Origin of the sequence: Candidatus Dechloromonas phosphoritropha (genome assembly GCA_016722705.1) — a bacterium.
Taxonomy (GTDB): domain Bacteria; phylum Pseudomonadota; class Gammaproteobacteria; order Burkholderiales; family Rhodocyclaceae; genus Azonexus; species Azonexus phosphoritrophus.
This window is the reverse complement of sequence record JADKGN010000004.1, coordinates 2,580,617-2,596,578: the sequence shown is the minus strand read 5'-3', so window position 1 is coordinate 2,596,578 and position 15,962 is coordinate 2,580,617. Positions and strand designations below refer to the sequence as shown.

At 57.2% G+C, this 15,962-nt stretch carries 18 protein-coding genes; 2 read left to right on the top strand and 16 right to left on the bottom strand.

Annotation, left to right across the window (positions count from 1 at the left end):
- Positions 1-168: 168 nt before the first annotated feature.
- The 9 genes from IPP03_18315 to IPP03_18275 all read right to left on the bottom strand — a co-directional run bounded on the left by IPP03_18315 (position 169) and on the right by IPP03_18275 (position 8,281).
- Positions 169-1,308 carry a transposase gene (locus IPP03_18315; protein ID MBL0354503.1) on the bottom strand — a complete coding sequence of 380 codons (1,140 nt, stop codon included), beginning with the start codon at positions 1,306-1,308 and terminating at the stop codon, positions 169-171.
- Positions 1,309-1,429: 121 nt separating this feature from the next.
- A complete protein-coding gene (locus IPP03_18310) occupies positions 1,430-2,725 on the bottom strand; it encodes a flippase (GenBank protein MBL0354502.1) in 1,296 nt (431 codons plus the stop codon).
- Between the two features lie 101 nt (positions 2,726-2,826).
- Positions 2,827-3,699, bottom strand: coding sequence for a glycosyltransferase family 2 protein (locus tag IPP03_18305; GenBank protein MBL0354501.1), 873 nt, complete (start codon positions 3,697-3,699; stop codon positions 2,827-2,829).
- Positions 3,680-5,641 carry a pilus assembly protein PilF gene (locus IPP03_18300; GenBank protein ID MBL0354500.1) on the bottom strand — a complete coding sequence of 654 codons (1,962 nt, stop codon included), beginning with the start codon at positions 5,639-5,641 and terminating at the stop codon, positions 3,680-3,682. Before IPP03_18300 ends, IPP03_18305 begins: the two co-directional genes overlap by 20 nt.
- A 61-nt stretch (positions 5,642-5,702) precedes the next feature.
- Positions 5,703-6,143: a pilin gene (locus tag IPP03_18295; GenBank protein MBL0354499.1), complete on the bottom strand. Its 441-nt coding sequence runs from the start codon at positions 6,141-6,143 to the stop codon at positions 5,703-5,705.
- Between the two features lie 294 nt (positions 6,144-6,437).
- Positions 6,438-6,866: a putative toxin-antitoxin system toxin component, PIN family gene (locus IPP03_18290; GenBank protein ID MBL0354498.1), complete on the bottom strand. Its 429-nt coding sequence runs from the start codon at positions 6,864-6,866 to the stop codon at positions 6,438-6,440.
- Complete coding sequence (locus IPP03_18285) at positions 6,863-7,087, bottom strand: AbrB/MazE/SpoVT family DNA-binding domain-containing protein (GenBank protein MBL0354497.1); 225 nt, start codon at positions 7,085-7,087, stop codon at positions 6,863-6,865. The genes IPP03_18290 and IPP03_18285 overlap by 4 nt, the downstream gene beginning before the upstream one ends.
- Positions 7,088-7,241: 154 nt before the next feature.
- Entirely contained in the window at positions 7,242-7,760 is a 519-nt protein-coding gene (locus IPP03_18280; GenBank protein MBL0354496.1) for an IS630 family transposase, read from the bottom strand.
- Between the two features lie 35 nt (positions 7,761-7,795).
- Positions 7,796-8,281 (bottom strand): winged helix-turn-helix domain-containing protein, encoded by a 486-nt coding sequence (locus IPP03_18275; GenBank protein MBL0354495.1) that lies wholly within the window; start codon positions 8,279-8,281, stop codon positions 7,796-7,798.
- A 136-nt stretch (positions 8,282-8,417) separates the two neighbouring features.
- On the opposite strand from IPP03_18275, the gene IPP03_18270 reads away from it, so the two are divergent.
- Both IPP03_18270 and IPP03_18265 read left to right on the top strand, forming a co-directional pair.
- The gene (locus IPP03_18270) at positions 8,418-8,651 is read left to right on the top strand and encodes a type II toxin-antitoxin system Phd/YefM family antitoxin (protein MBL0354494.1); all 234 of its coding nucleotides are present in this window, start codon (positions 8,418-8,420) and stop codon (positions 8,649-8,651) included.
- Entirely contained in the window at positions 8,648-9,034 is a 387-nt protein-coding gene (locus tag IPP03_18265) for a type II toxin-antitoxin system VapC family toxin (GenBank protein ID MBL0354493.1), read from the top strand. The genes IPP03_18270 and IPP03_18265 overlap by 4 nt, the downstream gene beginning before the upstream one ends.
- A gap of 3 nt (positions 9,035-9,037) precedes the next feature.
- Here the strand turns inward: IPP03_18265 and IPP03_18260 are convergent, their stop codons facing one another.
- From IPP03_18260 to sucD, 7 genes are all read right to left on the bottom strand, one after another.
- Positions 9,038-10,624, bottom strand: a complete 1,587-nt coding sequence (locus IPP03_18260) for a GAF domain-containing protein (GenBank protein MBL0354492.1) — start codon at positions 10,622-10,624, stop codon at positions 9,038-9,040.
- A 54-nt stretch (positions 10,625-10,678) separates the two neighbouring features.
- Positions 10,679-11,446, bottom strand: coding sequence for a 3',5'-cyclic-nucleotide phosphodiesterase (locus IPP03_18255; GenBank protein ID MBL0354491.1), 768 nt, complete (start codon positions 11,444-11,446; stop codon positions 10,679-10,681).
- 297 nt (positions 11,447-11,743) lie between these two features.
- Positions 11,744-12,424 (bottom strand): FHA domain-containing protein, encoded by a 681-nt coding sequence (locus IPP03_18250; GenBank protein ID MBL0354490.1) that lies wholly within the window; start codon positions 12,422-12,424, stop codon positions 11,744-11,746.
- A 36-nt stretch (positions 12,425-12,460) separates the two neighbouring features.
- Positions 12,461-13,237 (bottom strand): Stp1/IreP family PP2C-type Ser/Thr phosphatase, encoded by a 777-nt coding sequence (locus IPP03_18245; protein MBL0354489.1) that lies wholly within the window; start codon positions 13,235-13,237, stop codon positions 12,461-12,463.
- A gap of 95 nt (positions 13,238-13,332) precedes the next feature.
- Positions 13,333-14,289, bottom strand: a complete 957-nt coding sequence (locus IPP03_18240; GenBank protein MBL0354488.1) for an ornithine cyclodeaminase family protein — start codon at positions 14,287-14,289, stop codon at positions 13,333-13,335.
- A gap of 12 nt (positions 14,290-14,301) precedes the next feature.
- Entirely contained in the window at positions 14,302-15,003 is a 702-nt protein-coding gene (locus IPP03_18235; GenBank protein ID MBL0354487.1) for a TerC family protein, read from the bottom strand.
- A gap of 54 nt (positions 15,004-15,057) precedes the next feature.
- A complete protein-coding gene (gene sucD, locus IPP03_18230) occupies positions 15,058-15,951 on the bottom strand; it encodes a succinate--CoA ligase subunit alpha (GenBank protein ID MBL0354486.1) in 894 nt (297 codons plus the stop codon).
- Positions 15,952-15,962 lie beyond the last annotated feature (11 nt).

The following is a 15,962-nucleotide window of genomic DNA, read 5'->3' as shown; positions in this document are numbered from 1 at the left end:
TCAAAGCATGCTGCGCCGCAGCATTCGCTTTAAATAAGCGGTTTTTGCTGCGCACCGGTAAAAACTGAGTCAGAGCCTAGCCGTAAGTCATTTTTTCCATGATCCTGAGTAAAGCACAGCCCTGCATCGTCAAATGCATCTCCTGGAAAGAGGGCCGATGGTACTTGCTCATCGTCGCAATCGCATCAACTGATCGGCAGCCAGCGCCAGAACACCAAACATCAGATGCCCCATGACCTTGATCGGGCCTTTAACCATGACATCATTGGCACCGAACTCGTCCTTGAGTCGGCCGTTGATTCGCTCAGCGACCGTGCGCTCGTTATAACGGATGGCATCGGCAGGCTCAAATTCCTCTTTCTGACCACCCCGCGGATTGTGGTCAATCAAAGGGACATGGTTCAAGCGGCGGCAATAATCGTGCAACTCCAGGCTGCAATAGGCGGCATCCATCACATCGTAAAGATGGGTGACGCGAGTCTGGCTGATCAGCGACAAAGGAATGGCTGCACGGCTATCGTGCATCGACGCCGAAGACAGCAGGACAGAGATCGGCACGCCGCAGTCGGCGGTATCAATGTGCAGCTTGTAGCCATTCCAGCCCATCTTGTAGCCTTGGGCATTGCACTTCGTGCCGTGGTCGCAGCGCGTCGGGATCTCGGCGAGCATTTGTGCCAGGCTTGGCTGGCGCTGACGTTGAATGGGCGATGCTTTGGCCGGTGGGCGCGCCTCGCTGCACCGGGGGCGGCCTCGCTTTCGTGCCGGCACAGCGGGCGTTTGCATGGCCGATTGCGCGGTCGGAACATCTGCTGCATGAGGGCTCTTGGCCGGGCGTTCGCGCGCCATGATGGCCGTACCGTCGCGACTGAGGTGACCCATCAGTTGGTCACTCAGATAATCCTTGATCAAAGCCTCATGGACGCGTTCCGCCAGTCGCGCTTGGGCAAATTCTTCGAAGGCACGCGAGAACGTGGACTCGGAGGGCAACTTCTTGCACAGCGGAAAACCGCAGATGCGCCGCAGCGCACGATCTATCGTCAGGCGCTCAATCAGTCCGGCCGTCGTCGTCAAACCGAGCACGGCCTTGGCGACAAAGGCATTCGCCAGCCAGCCGCGCTGGCACGGCGGGCGACCAACACCCTGCCAGATCGACACCGTGAATTCTTCGATCCGAACCCATTCCAAGGTGTGAATGACTTTCTCCAGCTTCGGTGTCAGCGTTCCAACCTGTTCCCGCAATTCAGGCAGCAACTCGTGCTGAATCACATTCCAGCGTTGCATGATCAGTTCGGGGCGGCTAGCATTCATCTTTGTGGGCGTTATGATGTTGGCGTGAGAACCTCATCATGCCAGAAATGGCCGACCATGCACCCCTCTATCGCCTTCGCCAAGCAAAAATTCCTCACGGAAGCATATTTTTGCAAGAGGCTCAATACATACTCTTAATTGACCCATTCAGACATTTAACAGCAAAAATCCAAAGTAGCACTGTACTAAAAAAAACACGCAGAACCCAAGCAGTTGCAGCACCCTCCACTCCATAGCTTTCGATAAACCATGTCATATAGGGAATATATGCAATGAGCTCAACAATATGGAGTTTAGCCGTAATATCCGGACGCCCGTAAGCCTGTATTAATGCTTGCGATATATGGCCGAAGGAATTGATAAATACTCCGAGCGCCAACAACTTTGCTACCATTTGGCTTTTTACAGAAAAATCTTCGTTTATCCACCAAGTCAGCATCGGCTCCGAAAAGATGTAAACTGATACTAGTAGAGGAAACATGATAAGAGAAATTTGTTTCTTAGCGCGCCAGTAATACTGACGTACCAGCATTTTGTTTTTCGGGAACTGTTGTGTAAATACCGGAAATAGTACAGTAACAAAGGTCCCTGGGATAATCAACAAATTGATAATTACATCATAGGGAGTTGAAAAATATGCTACGGCCTCAGCAGAAATCATCACGGCCAAAGAGAATCGACCTAAATAGAGAAGCAATGGACCGGTCAAATTGCTAATCGCCATCCACCCCCCGAATGAAAACAACTCGCGAGCAAAATCAAATTTAAAACAAATTTTTTGAATTAATTCCGGGTACAACCGCATGGAAACAAAAAAATAGACAACACACAACAAGACACGCGTCACTAATAGAACCAAGACCATGGCGGGGAGCGTATTCGAAAGTGGCAAGACTGCTAGTGGCCCAAGATAGCTCAAAATTCCGAGCGGGATCTTAATAATGTTTACAACGTCAAATCTTTGTCGAGCCTCAAGAATGCTACGCAAGGCAGTTGAGAGAACCACAACTGGGATTGAAGCGGCGAGGATATAAAATGAACTTTTTGCTTCTTCAATAAGTGGTTTTGCAATTGCCAGCTTGCCTTCGACTATCCAGGGAGTAAGGCCCCAGACCAGCAGTGCGCTGACGCTCCCTAGAGAGACCAAAGCCAGCAAGCCCATCCAGACAATCGATGGAATTTCGGTCTCATCATCTCTGCCAATCCTCCGGGCTATCGAATGGATCAAGGCCCTAGTTAGGCCGAGGTCAAATAGACTAAAATAGCCAACAAATATCCAAGCCAGTGAAAGTATTCCGAATCTGGCAACCCCCAAGAGATCGATAAGTTGTGGAATCGCAAAACCAGCAGCGAGCAACGGCAGAACTGCCCCTGCAAAACTCCACAAAAGACCCCTTGAGATTTTTACGATTCCCATTTATCAGCCGAGTATCAGATAGGAACGGGGCAGCCATGACGGTTCATTAGGCGGTTCGATCAAGTGATGGAACCTGAATATCAACAACTTTAATAATTGCATTATTTATTCTCGGGTGACTTATACATTAGTTGTGTTATTTGTTCCGAAACCAGGCCGATCAGAAAAATGGTGACGGAAGAAGTCAACAAGAAAATCGTAGCCAAGGACAGGCGCCCATGGTCAATGTAAGTAAAGGCATAATATCCCAAGCCAACCAGCGCATGGGCCAACGCCACCGGCGCAAAGAGTTTCAACGGTGAATACAAAGTACCGATTTTGAATATGATCAGCAAAAAACGGATTCCGTCACGCCACAAACGGATGTGGCTTACAGTTCCCTGCATGCGCGGTTGCACTTCGACAGGCTCATATGCAACGGAATAGCCCGCCCGGAAGAAGGCCATCGTGATCGTGGTCGGGTAGGAAAACCCGTTGGGAAGCAGGTAGAGAAATTCCAGGAATTTGTCGCGCCGGACAGCGCGGAAGCCGGATGTCAAATCCTTGACCTCGTGCCCAACCATCCATGACGCCAGACGGTTATAGAAGGCATTCGCCAGGCCACGATGACGGCTGGCTTGCCCAGTACCATCACGCGCACCAACCGTCATATCATGACCGCTTTCCAGCTTGTCGATCAGCTTTCGAATCTCTTCCGGTCGATGCTGACTGTCCGCATCCAAAAACACCAGAATGTCACCGGTAGCACTTCGGGCACCAAGCTTGATGGCGGCACCATTGCCTTGCGAGTATGAGTTGCTCACGACCTTTGCCCCAAGGCGCAACGCAACGGATTCAGTGTCGTCATCGGAACCATCATTGACAACGATGATTTCAGCTTCGGGGAGCAGGCGCCTTATTGCTGGCAGAACCAGCTTCAAAGACGGAGATTCATTCCGGGCTGGCAGAACTACACTAATTTTTGTCATGGCCATTTCCATTGACACCTTGCGCGCTCATTTCACGAATCACATCCTCAAGCAGTGCTCGATCCTGACGCGACAAATGCCTCCCTTTCAGGTCTACAATCAGTGCCAAAATCCCATCTTTGTCTTCCTGCAATCTTGATAGCTGCAAAAGGTTAATCCTATTCAGAACGTCGTTCTCATTTGCAGAGACCGCCTGAATCAATACTTTTCGGGTGGCTACGTAATCCTTCTGCCCCAACCAGAGATAAAGCGCGTAGTCGGACATAACGACAGAACGATCTTGAAGCGATGCAGAACTATTCTCCACGGCAGCCTTAAACAACTCATCCACCTGTTCGCGACTAAGACAAATCGATCCTTCGTTGGCCATTTCGGCGATCCCATGCATTACGGTTCTGTCAAATGGAATCCATTTGCTATCTTCCAGACGGCGCTTCAGTTCTTCATAGATTTCGACTCTTGCAGATTTATCGTACAGGCAATCGAGTTGCAACATCCCGATCAGCCCCAATTTGTAGTTGGGATCAAGCTCGTTCACCCGCTTGAGGTATTTGTCTGCAAATCCGGCCAAGATCAGGCTGCGATGCTGGTTATACATATTGACCCTCAAGGCTCCAGCTTCATACTGCGATCGAACCGATTCGGAACGATAATCCGCTTCGATCTGTGTACGGCGAAAATCATCACCATACAGATCGGCACGCAAGTGAGTTATCAGCGCAAAATAAAAAAAGAGTGCCAGAACACCACCCGACGTCAGCAACTTGTATTTTGGCTCTGCCATTCTTTCCGACATGAGAGCAGCCCCGATTACAAGCATAATCCCAAAACTTGGCAGATAATTGCGATGCTCATGCATCAGTTCCAACGGGAAAATTGTCGACTCCAAACTATGGCCGACAATAAACCAGAAAATCCCGAAAGCGACAATTGGTGCCCGAGTTCGCACGAGCCATGCGACCACAAGCAAGATCAGCAGGCCAAGAATCGCAAAAGCGGTGCCGATGGGTTCAAATATCCCGGTCGAAACGACAAAATCATCGTGGTACAAGCCGAAGTTCGGCAGACTTGGCGCAAGAATCAGCCCAATGTAAGTCCAGATGATTCTGAACTCGGTCAATATTCGCTCGGTAAACGTGAAGGTTCTATCCCTATACCCTCCCAACAAACCGTGCCCGGGATCAAGACCCAGATAAAGGAGAAGTCCAATGCCGGCCAACCCAAGCAGCACAAGATAGAGTTTCGCGAAGCGATCAAGGCCGCCGGCGAAATTTCTGTGCAGCAGACCCTCGTAAGTCGCCACGTAGAGGAGAAACAAGACACCCGTTTCCTTACTCAGTACGGCCAAAGGCAGAAACACACCCCACGCCGCCAGATAGATGACCAGATTCGCCCAAGACGAGCCTTGCCGTTGCCGTGCCCCTATGTGCAAGATCAGCGCCATCAGCACCAACATGGAAGAAAGGCTGGTCATCCGCTGAACAACGTAGAGCACCGATGTCAGTTGAATCGGGTTGAACGCCCACAGCGCGGCGACTACAGCCGCCACCAGTCGGACACTGAGCAACCGGTCCGTCGATGGGTTCGTCGCCCGCAGCAACATTAAGCCCAGGAAATAGACCAGCATCCCATTCACGCAGTGAATGAGCAAATTGGTCAGTTTGAACCAGAATGGGGTGAATCCGGAGAAATAATAATTCGCGGCAAAGGTCAACATGCTGATCGGGCGCTGCAAGGGCCCACCCGTACCGCTTTCCCATACATTCAGTAGCGACTCGTAGGAAATGCTTTTTAATTGAACACCTGCCGGTTCAAGAATATTGACCGAGTCATCAAAGAAAAAACCACCACTTAAGCCAGGCCAGTAGATTAGGACCCCTAGCAAAAGCAGGGTACATCCAATTACGAACCTGACTGCGGAAGGGTAATTCTTGATAAGAGCTTTCACCTGATTTCCCAGACAAAAAAGGGCGCCCAGTTGGGCGCCCCTCGTGACACTGAGTTACGATTTACTTGCAAACAGCCGGAAGATATCTCTTGTCAATCCCTGTGTTAGCCGGCGAACTGCAAACCCAATCGATTTGACCAACACCAATGCCTGGATTGGTGCCGTTAGCATTGGTTTTAGCGGTCAGCAGAAGAATCTTGCCTTGAATTTTTGGTTCTCCCTGAGCCGTCGCTTGAATTGCAGTGCCATTCCAAACGACAGATTTAACAAACTTTGAAGCCGTACCAACCGTAACCGATGTGCCTGCAGGCATATAACCCTTGGTCTGAAAAAACTCGGCAATGTCAGTCTTCATCCCCGAAGCAGCCAACATAACTTCCGAAACCTTGGCACGCACGGTGTAGTCCTGATATGCCGGGAGTGCGATGGCGGCCAGAATGCCGATGATCGCCACGACGATCATCAGTTCGATAAGGGTAAAGCCCTGTTGAACACGTTTCATTTGAATCTCCTTTTTGGCTAGAAAGCGGAAAGCCGCTGTACTTACTCTATCACAAAGCGTGCCAGCCCCATGGCATGAGCACTCTCTTCCCGTCGGTTGCCTGTTTCAGTGGGTTTCGGCGCAACATGCCGGTCGCTGGACAAGCGCAATGTGACAAAATTTGTCACCTTCTGGTGGCGTAATTGGTCAATCCTGTGGCGAAATATCGCCTGTTGCGGTCAACCTCTGAAATATGCCGAAATCGCCGGCGCTTCGCTGTTGAACTCGCGAATGAAAATGTGTGCCCGGCTCAACCTAAATGTCTTCGATCCAACTGGCGAACTCTGCAAGCGTAAGGATCGGTGGTTTCTCGAACTGGTGTCTGACCGACAAGATATCGCCATCGCCACTGATCACGGCATCTGCTCTAGCGACGACTGCCAGCGCCAGGAACATCGTGTCGGCCTCATCCCGGATCGACGGCAAGCCGACGGGTGGCGTAGCGATATTCACCGTTTCCGCATAGGGCAGAAACTCGGCCAGCAGCGTCTCTCGCTCTTTTTTATCCAGCTTGAACTTAGGGTAGGCGAGCACCCTGATCAGTTCGTTGGCCGTTTGGCGACTGACCAACGGTTTGATGCGGCCAGACTGCCACGATTGGCGCAACCAGGCCAGTTTCCCCCAGGAAAAAATAAGCGCCGAAACCAGACAATTCGTGTCGATGACGATGCGCGGAACGCTCATGAATGTTGCCGGGCCCAGCGGATCGCGTCCTCTACATCGGTTGCGTCGATGCCCAGCTCCGCGAGTTTAGCGCGCACGGCATCGGCGCGTTGTACCCGCACCGGCCTGAGAATTATGCAACCATTTTCCGTCGCCACATCGTAATACTCGGCTTCGCCAACCGCCTGAACGATGGCTTTCGGGAGGGTTAGCTGGTTTTTACTGGTTCGCTTGGCAAGCATGCTCATTTCGCAAAGTAATGAAGTAAGGATTGCACAGTAGCGCTTACCATCCTTTACGTCAAACTATAGAAGGGCGGATTGAACCCTGAAGCGCAACGACGTTATGACGCGAGTTTGTTCCACCACATTGGCACTCGGCGATGCTAGACTTATTCTAAGTAGCGTTCAAGTTGAGACTAACAATCCATGGCCATGCGGTCAGGCTGCGCAGCCCTGAGGTATTTGCTGCCAGACGTGGAAGGCCTGCTTCCAACTGGCGGATGACACTACCGAGGTCGGCAAACACACGATTGGGAAACTCCTTCTCCCGCACCTCGTCCCAGACGTGCTCCTGCGGGTTGAGTTCGGGCGCGTAAGGTGGCAGACGCAGCAGACGAATGTTCTCTGGCACTTGCAGATCCTTCGATACGTGTGAGCTGGCGCCGTCGACGACCATCAGCATGAACTCCTTTTCATGCGCGGTACTGACTCGGGCCAGGAACGCCGTCATCTGTTCGGTGTTCATCTGCCGACAGGTCATCCAATCCAACTCGCCTTCGACGGGGCTGAGGGCGCCATAAACGTAGACGAACTCTCGCTCGTAGCCGTTGCAGACCACCGGTCGTGCTGGGCTGGGCGCCCAGCAGCGACGAATCCGCACCATACGCCCAAAGCGCGCTTCGTCCTGAAACATCAGGCGCACCCGGCGACCCCGAACCTCTTCCTGTTTCAAGAGGGCTGCCAGTGTTTCGGGAAGTTTTTTTTCCACGCCTCCTGTATCTGCGGATCACTCTTCGGATGCCGGGTGTCGGGTGCGACCTTGCGCCAGCCGTGCCGCGCCAACAGGCGATACACGACAGAGGCGGCCACAGGACGTCCCAGCTTTTGCGCTAACGCGGCACGCAGTGGCGAAACGACCAGGATTCCCCCTTCACTGGAGGCCTGCACCCAAGGGGCCAGGAAACGATCCTCCTCTTCCAGTGGCAGCGAAGCTCGCCGGCGACCACCCCAATTCGGTCGGATTGCGTCCGGTTTGGCCAACAGCCGGCGCATGCGCGCTTGTAGCCTGGGCACGGTGGCTCGGCCTATGCCCAGTACCGCTGCGGTCTGCTCCAGCGTCGCTCCCAATAGCGCCGGTAGCAGCACCGCCTGCGCACAGCGCAGGGCCTCAACATTATCGGCGTCTCTCACGGCCGCTTGGGCCTGTGTCACCAATTCCGGATCTACTCGCCGCGGTCTGGCCATGTCAATGCATCCCAAGTATCTTGTACTCGGGAATATTCTAGCATTAGTATCATCTTGAACGCTAATTGGAATTAGTCCAGCAACTCAACCAGATCGAGGCTCATCCATGCCACTGACCGTCAATGTTCATGATGCAAAAACCCATTTCTCCAGACTTTTGGAGCAGGCCCATGCCGGGCAGGAGATTATATTGGCCAAGGCAGGCAAACCCTATGCCCGACTGATGCCGCTGGCGCCATCCAGCGGCAAGCGGCAGCCCGGTCGAATCGCCGGCCGGGTGGGCGATGCTTTTTTCGAACCCTTGCCTGCTGAGGAACTCGATGCCTGGGAAGGCAAATGAGATTCCTGCTCGATACCCATGCCTTGCTCTGGTGGCTGACCGATGACTCTCGGCTTTCTCCACATGCCAGAGAACTGATCGCCGACGAATCCAGCACGATTCTGGTCAGCGCCGCCAGCGCGTGGGAAATTGCCACGAAACACCGTCTCGGCAGGCTTGAAATTGCGACCGCGATCGTGCCACGCTTCAATGAACTTATCGAGCTGGATGGTTTTGAACATCTGCCAATAACGTATCTGCATGCGTTAAAGGCTTGCAGCTATACAATTGACCACCGCGATCCGTTCGACCGCATGCTGGCCGCCCAAAGTGACCTCGAGGCAGCCACGCTAATCACGCGCGACACTGCGTTCGAGGCGTTCCGCTCCAGGACGATCTGGTAAGCCTCAGCGATCCATCTGCTTCGCATCAAGGAACTCGGCGGCGTACTTGCGGTAGATCTCGCTGCTGATGAAAACGTCGTGCAGATCGGGATCGATGTGACCGTTCTGGCGGAATTTTTCGAGGATGTCGAGGGCCTGCGCCAGGGTCATGCCCTGCTTGTACGGGCGATCGCGCGCGGTGAGCGCCTCGAAGATGTCGGCGACGCCAATCATCCGCGCCTGCCAGCTCATCTCCTCGCGCTTGAGCCCGCGCGGGTAGCCCTTGCCATCCATCCGTTCGTGATGGCCACCGGCATATTCGGGGACGTTCTTCAGATGCTTTGGCCACGGCAGTTGCTCGAGCATCCTGATCGTCGCGGTCACATGGTAGTTGATGGTGTGGCGTTCCTGCAGGGTCAGCGTGCCGGCGCGGATGATGAGGTTCTCGAGTTCGTCGGCGGAGAGGAAATCGACCTCGACGCCGGATGCCTCCTGCCAGCGGTAGCCGGCGGCAATCGCCCTGACCCGGTCGATGTCGTCGTCGCTCATGTGCTCGCTGCCGACGTTGGCCTGGTGCAGGAAGTTGCGGTCGACCTCCATGTTGGCGACGAATTCGTGGAACTCGGCTTCGGCCCGCTCGCGAGTGACTCCGGCGACGATCTGCCGCAGCATGCGTATCTCAGCATCGCGCCGCAACAACTCGAAACGGGTATCGACGAGCCCGATGCGGTCGAAGATGGTTTGCAGCTTAGTCGCCTTGTCGACCACGTGGACAGGCGTCGTGACCTTTCCGCAATCGTGGAGCAGCGCGGCGATGCGCAGTTCATAGCGGTCGCGGTCGGTCAGGCGAAAATCCGCGAGCGGCCCTTCGCTGGTTTCGTGCGCGGCCTCGGCGAGCATCATCGTCAGTTCGGGGACGCGCTGGCAATGCTCGCCGGTATAGGGCGACTTGTCGTCGATTGCCGAGTTGATGAGCAGGATGAAAGATTCGAACAGGACTTCGAGCTGGTGCAGCAGCTGCCGGTTGGTCAGCGCAATGGCGGCCTGGGAGGCGAGCGACTCGGCGAGGCGCTGGTCCGCTTCGGAAAACGGCACGACGACGTCATGCTCCGGCATATGGGCATTGATCAGTTGCAGCACACCGATGATCTCGCCCTCATGGTTGCGCATCGGCACGGTGAGGAAGGATTGCGAGCGGTAACCGGTGCGCTCGTCGAACTTGCGGGTGCCGGAGAAATCAAAGCCCCTGGCGACATAGGCGTCGGCGATGTTCACCGTCTTCCCGGAGATCGCCGCATAGGCTGCCACCATCGCGTCGTTGGGCGAGCCGTCGTCACGGTAGAGCGGCAGATCGGGGAACTTGCCGGAAACCGGGTTGCCGCTGGTGCCGCCGAAGGCGATGCTGAGCGAGTCGGTGCGGACGATCTCGAAATGCAGGTGGCGCTTGTCCTCGGAGAGCAGGTACAGGGTGCCGCCATCGGCACGGGTGATGGCCTTGGCGGCGAGAGTGATCTTCTCCAGCAGGCGGTTGAGGTCGCGCTCGTTGGATAGCGACGCCCCGATGTCGTTGAGGTGTTCGAAGCGACGGAAGAGGTCGTCAAGCGTTCCCACAATATTTCCTGTCTGTTGCCGAGCGATGGGAAGCAAGACTCCCCACGCCCTGCTTCAAAACTCCAAAACCTGGTTGTTGTGCAGCATCCGCGGACCGAATTCACCGAGCCGGCTTGCGATTTCGACCATGGTCAGTTCCATCTGCCCGGGCTTGAGATGCGTGATGTGTATCTCGCATTGCCGCTCGAGCTTGCCCAGTTCCGATGCCAGCATACCTGGACAGAGATGCTTGGAGAGCACGGCGAGCTGCCCCTGATGGTCCGGGAAAGCGCATTCGACGATCAGATGGCGCAGGTTGTCGATCGCGTTGACCGCCTGCCAGAAGGCATCACACGGTCCGGTATCCCCGGAAAAGACCAGGCTGCCGGCGCCGGAGTCCAGCCGGTAACCCACCGCCGGAACGGTGTGATCGACCGGCAGCGGGGTGAAGCTACGCCCTCCGAGCGTGACCGGCTTCAGCAATTCGACCGCCTGGTAGCGCATAAAAGGATTGCCGGCCGAAGGGACTTCGGCGAAATCTGGCCAGATCAGCCAGTTGAACACGTGCTTTCCGAGAATGTCGAGCACTGCCGGCGTGCCATAGACCGTCAGCGGCTGGTCGCGGCGGTCGCCCACCGAATCGATCAACAGCGGCAGGCAGGCAATGTGGTCGAGATGGGTGTGGGTCAGGAAGACATGGTCGATGCGCGCCAGATCGGTGATGGGGAGATCCCCGACGCCGGTGCCGGCGTCGATCAGGACATCGTCGTCGACGAGCAGAGAGGTGGTCCGCAGATGCTCGCCGCCGATGCCGCCGCTACAGCCGAGGATTCTCAGTTTCATCGTCATTTGATTGCGAAAGTCGTGACCTCGTTCCGGTCTTCGTGCGGGCTGTTGCTCCGCAGGCGCCGGATTCATTCCGGAAACACGGCATATTGCCCGCACCCCGGCGACAACCCGTTGCGATTGTACAACTTTGTCCCGGCTTCGGCGCGGTCTCTGCGCGCGAAACAGGCACACGATCTCGTGCCGGAACTGTGATCCGGCATGGGTCAAATGTGCCTGGACGAAAACCCGACTCGGGCAATCCCGGGAAGCAGACGGGCTCGATATCCCGTCAAGCCTTGCGCCGTGATGGCATCAGGCCTTGATGCCGAGTTCGATCCTGATGCCAGCGATCTCGACAATATCCTTGTTCCGCAGCATGAAAGCCTCGCCGCCGGTTTCGCTGTTGTTGACTGTGGGAAACTTCGCTCCCTCAACATGGGTGAGGAAAACCCCTTCGGAACGCCGTGCAATGACCGCAACCTGAACCCCGGTCTTGCCGAGGGTGGTCAGTAGCTTCGCCAGTTCCACCGCCTTCCCGGCATTCGGACCGTTGAGCAGGCGGATCGTCACCCTCGGTATGGGCGGCGGCGGCGCCACCGGTCGGGGAATCATGATCTGCGTATCGGCAAAGGTGCGTTCGGGCTCGGGTTCGGTCGACAGCCCTGCCGCCCGCAACTGGGCCGTATTGTCGTATTCACCGACTGCCTCCTCGGACATGAACTTGAGTTTGTACTTGCCGAGTTCGATCGCGTCGTTGTTCTTGAGGACATGCCGGGTAATGGGCTGGCCATTCACCAGCGTCCCGTTGGTGCTGTTGAGATCCTCCAGGAAGGAATCGTCGAGGATGGTGACGATCCGCGCATGCTCGCCGGAAATAGCCAGATTGTCGATCTGGATGTCATTATTCGGGCGGCGCCCGATTGTCAGTTGTTCCTTGTTGAGAGGAATCTCCTTGAGCACCAGCCCATCCATCGAGAGGATCAGTCTTGCCATCTTGCCTTCCCTGCCTTAGCCGATACTTAGCCGCCGTTATTGCAACCAACCGGCGCGCGCCGGAAACTCCCCGCGCACCCGCACCAGAATTACCGAAATGTTGTCACGTCCGCCATTGTTGTTTGCCATCTGCACCAGTCGTTCCGCCGCAGCCACCGGATCACCAGCCAGCACCCGCACCGTTGCCCCGATTTCAACGTCGCCCACCATGTTGTTGAGGCCATCCGAACAGAGCAGGTAGATGTCCCCAGGCAGCACGGAAAAATCCCGGATTTCCGGTTCGACCGTTAAATCCACACCCAAAGCACGCGTCACCAGGTTCTTGCCCGGCGAGAAGCGAGCCTCCTCAGCGCTAATGATGCCACTGTCGATCTGTTCTTGTAAGAGGGAATGGTCACGCGTCAGACACTCGAAGAGATTTCCGCGCAAACGGTAAGCCCGCGAATCGCCGAGATGCGCGAGCGTCACCATGTTGTCGTAAAACCAGGCGACGACGAGCGTCGTGCCCATTCCGCAAAGCTGAGGATCACTCTCGGCTGCGAAGTAGATTTCGGCGTTGGCCTGCTCGATCCGCTCGCGCAACTGGTGGTGGGCAACCCGCTGCCCGTCGGCGTCGAACTGTTGCGGCTCGCGCTCGTCCAGCGTGCCGATGAGGCTTCGGGAGAGCAATGCGGTGGCCATGCTGCTGGCGACCTCGCCGGCGTTGTAGCCGCCCATCCCGTCGGCCAGAATCGCCAGGCCGAGCGCCGCGTCGCCGAACAGCGCATCCTCGTTGTGCGAACGTACCTCTCCCCGATCGGTGCATGCCGCCATCTCGAGAGCATTGCCAAGGGTCATCGCTTCCACGGATTCATCAATATGACGCTCCATTGTGCCCGCTTCCGCGCAATGTATCTGTGAGGTTTCTCTCACTGCAGTGGCAATTCGACACCCAGACCGCGTTCCCGCGCCGCGGCGACGACCCGGGCCGCCACGGCAAGGTCCTGGATCGCCATGCCCTGCGATTCGAATACGGTAATCTGGTCGGCCGCTGTCCGCCCGACGTGCCTGCCGGTGATGACATCACCGAGCTCGACCAGTTGACGCGCGTGCAGACGTCCCTTTTCGAGCAGCGGCAGCAGGTCGCCGGCCTCGGCGAGCGCCGTCGGCACGGCATCGACCGCGACCACGGCGCAGCGCCTGAGCGCGGCCTCCGGCAATTCCTGGCGGATCAGCGCGTTGGAACCGGCGGCGTTGATGTGCGTTCCCGGCTCCAGCCATTCGGCATCGAACAGCGGCTCGCTCGCCGTCGTCACGGTGCCGATCAGGTCGCTGCCGCGCACGGTATCCTCGGCGCTGGCGGCCGGCACCACCGCAACGCCGGTCATCTTGCTCAGACGCTCGCAGAAGGTTTGCAGCCTCTCCGCGTTGCGGCCGAATACCTTGACCAGTTCCAGCGGCATGGCGGCGCAGATGCCGCGAACGTGGCCTTCGGCCTGCCAGCCGGCGCCGAAGACGCCGGCCACTGAAGTGTCCGGCCGCGCCAGCCAGCGCGCGGCAACGCCGCTCGCCGCGCCGGTGCGGACCATGCCCAGGTAGTCGGCCTCAATGACCGCCAGCAGGCTGCCGCTGGCCGCATCGAACATATGAACGAGAAAGCGGTTGCCGCCACGGTTGGTCGTGTAGGCCTTGTAGCCGATGACGCCCTGCGCCGGCAAGGCGCCCTGCAGGATGTGCAGCACCGTCTGCGGCAGGCGGGTGCGCGCGCGCGGCGTGTCCTGCGCCTGGCCCAGCGACAGGTCGCGATGCGCCGACTCGACGGCCTCAAGGGCCATTGTTGCGGTCAACACCTGTTTTACGTCATTTTCCGCGAGAAACAGCGCCATGCTTTCAACTCCTCAGACGATGGTGACATCCTGCCGGGCGAGAATGCGCTGCTCGATCCGGCGCCCAACGATGACGACGAGTAGCGCGCCGATGCCGCCGGCAGCCCTCGCCACCCACGCCGGCAGCGGCGGCAGCAGCCCGACGACGCCGGGATCGGTGAAGATCATCTGCCCCGCCACGTAGCCGAGCAGGCCGGCGCCGACCAGGACGATCCACGGCCAGCGCACCATCCAGCGCAGGATCAGCTGGCTCGCCCAGACGATCAACGGAATGCTGACCGCCAGCCCGAACAGCAGCAGGACCAGGCTGCCATGCGCGGCGCCGGCGACGGCGATGACGTTGTCGAGACTCATGACGAAATCGGCGACGACGATCGTCTTGACCGCGCCCCACAGATTGGCCGACGCCTTGATGTCATGGCCCTCCTGATCTTCGGGCAGCATCAGCTTGACAGCGATCCACACCAGCAGCAGACCACCGACCAGCTTCAGCCACGGCAGGTTCATGACCAGCGCGGCGAACACGGTGAGCACGACGCGCAGGCTGATCGCCCCGGCGACACCCCAGAAGATGCCGGTCTTGCGCTGCTCGGGCGACAGGTTGCGGCAGGCGAGCGCGATGACCACCGCGTTGTCGCCCGACAGCACGATGTCGATCAGGATAATCTGGCCGACGGCGACCCAAAAAGCGGCCGAGCTGGGGTCTAGTTCCATGATAAAAAAGGCGGGCTCAGGGCCCGCCTTTCAGGATTGGGCAATGCCCGGATTCTACAGCATGGCCTTGAGCAGCCGGGCCATTTCGGACGGGTTGCGCGTCACCGTGAAGCCGCACTCTTCCATGATGGCGAGCTTGGCGTCGGCGGTGTCGGCGCCGCCCGAGATCAGCGCGCCGGCATGGCCCATGCGCTTGCCGGCCGGGGCGGTGACACCGGCGATGAAGCCGACGATCGGCTTCTTCATGTTGTCCTTGCACCAGATCGCGGCTTCGGCTTCGTCGGGACCGCCGATTTCGCCGATCATGATGACGGCGTCGGTATCCGGATCGTCGTTGAACGCCCTCATGACGTCGATGTGCTTGAGACCGTTGATCGGGTCACCACCGATGCCGACGGCGGATGACTGGCCGAGTCCAAGTTCGGTCAACTGACCGACTGCTTCGTAGGTCAGCGTGCCGGAGCGCGAAACGACGCCGATGCGCCCCTTCATGTGGATGTGGCCGGGCATGATGCCGATCTTGACTTCATCCGGAGTGATCAGGCCGGGGCAGTTCGGTCCGAGAAGCAGGGTCTTCTTGCCGCCCCTGGCCTCCTTGTCCTTCATCTTGTTGCGCACGACCAGCATGTCACGAACCGGGATGCCTTCGGTGATGCAGACAACCAGGTCGAGGTCGGCCTCGACGGCTTCCCAGATGGCGGCGGCGGCACCCGGAGGCGGCACGTAGATGACCGACACGGTGGCGCCGGTCTCGGCGGCGGCTTCCTTGACGGAGCCGAAGATCGGGATGCCGAAGATCGACTCACCCGCCTTCTTGGGGTTAACGCCGGCGACGAAGCAGTTCTTGCCGTTGGCGTATTCCTGGCACTTTTCCGTATGGAACTGCCCGGTCTTGCCGGTGATGCCCTGAGTGATGATTTTCGAATCTTTGTTGATGTAAATGGACATTCAATAGCTCC

What these genes read in the sequence shown, in the direction of transcription:
- IPP03_18315 (MBL0354503.1), bottom strand. Translation starts at nt 1,308, where the DNA reads ATGAATGCTAGCCGCCCCGAACTGATCATGCAACGCTGGAATGTGATT.
- IPP03_18310 (MBL0354502.1), bottom strand. Translation starts at nt 2,725, where the DNA reads ATGGGAATCGTAAAAATCTCAAGGGGTCTTTTGTGGAGTTTTGCAGGG.
- IPP03_18305 (MBL0354501.1), bottom strand. Translation starts at nt 3,699, where the DNA reads ATGGCCATGACAAAAATTAGTGTAGTTCTGCCAGCCCGGAATGAATCT.
- IPP03_18295 (MBL0354499.1), bottom strand. Translation starts at nt 6,143, where the DNA reads ATGAAACGTGTTCAACAGGGCTTTACCCTTATCGAACTGATGATCGTC.
- IPP03_18290 (MBL0354498.1), bottom strand. Translation starts at nt 6,866, where the DNA reads ATGAGCGTTCCGCGCATCGTCATCGACACGAATTGTCTGGTTTCGGCG.
- IPP03_18285 (MBL0354497.1), bottom strand. Translation starts at nt 7,087, where the DNA reads ATGCTTGCCAAGCGAACCAGTAAAAACCAGCTAACCCTCCCGAAAGCC.
- IPP03_18280 (MBL0354496.1), bottom strand. Translation starts at nt 7,760, where the DNA reads ATGTTTCAGGACGAAGCGCGCTTTGGGCGTATGGTGCGGATTCGTCGC.
- IPP03_18270 (MBL0354494.1), top strand. Translation starts at nt 8,418, where the DNA reads ATGCCACTGACCGTCAATGTTCATGATGCAAAAACCCATTTCTCCAGA.
- IPP03_18265 (MBL0354493.1), top strand. Translation starts at nt 8,648, where the DNA reads ATGAGATTCCTGCTCGATACCCATGCCTTGCTCTGGTGGCTGACCGAT.
- IPP03_18255 (MBL0354491.1), bottom strand. Translation starts at nt 11,446, where the DNA reads ATGAAACTGAGAATCCTCGGCTGTAGCGGCGGCATCGGCGGCGAGCAT.
- IPP03_18250 (MBL0354490.1), bottom strand. Translation starts at nt 12,424, where the DNA reads ATGGCAAGACTGATCCTCTCGATGGATGGGCTGGTGCTCAAGGAGATT.
- IPP03_18245 (MBL0354489.1), bottom strand. Translation starts at nt 13,237, where the DNA reads ATGGCGGCATGCACCGATCGGGGAGAGGTACGTTCGCACAACGAGGAT.
- IPP03_18240 (MBL0354488.1), bottom strand. Translation starts at nt 14,289, where the DNA reads ATGGCGCTGTTTCTCGCGGAAAATGACGTAAAACAGGTGTTGACCGCA.
- IPP03_18235 (MBL0354487.1), bottom strand. Translation starts at nt 15,003, where the DNA reads ATGGAACTAGACCCCAGCTCGGCCGCTTTTTGGGTCGCCGTCGGCCAG.
- sucD (MBL0354486.1), bottom strand. Translation starts at nt 15,951, where the DNA reads ATGTCCATTTACATCAACAAAGATTCGAAAATCATCACTCAGGGCATC.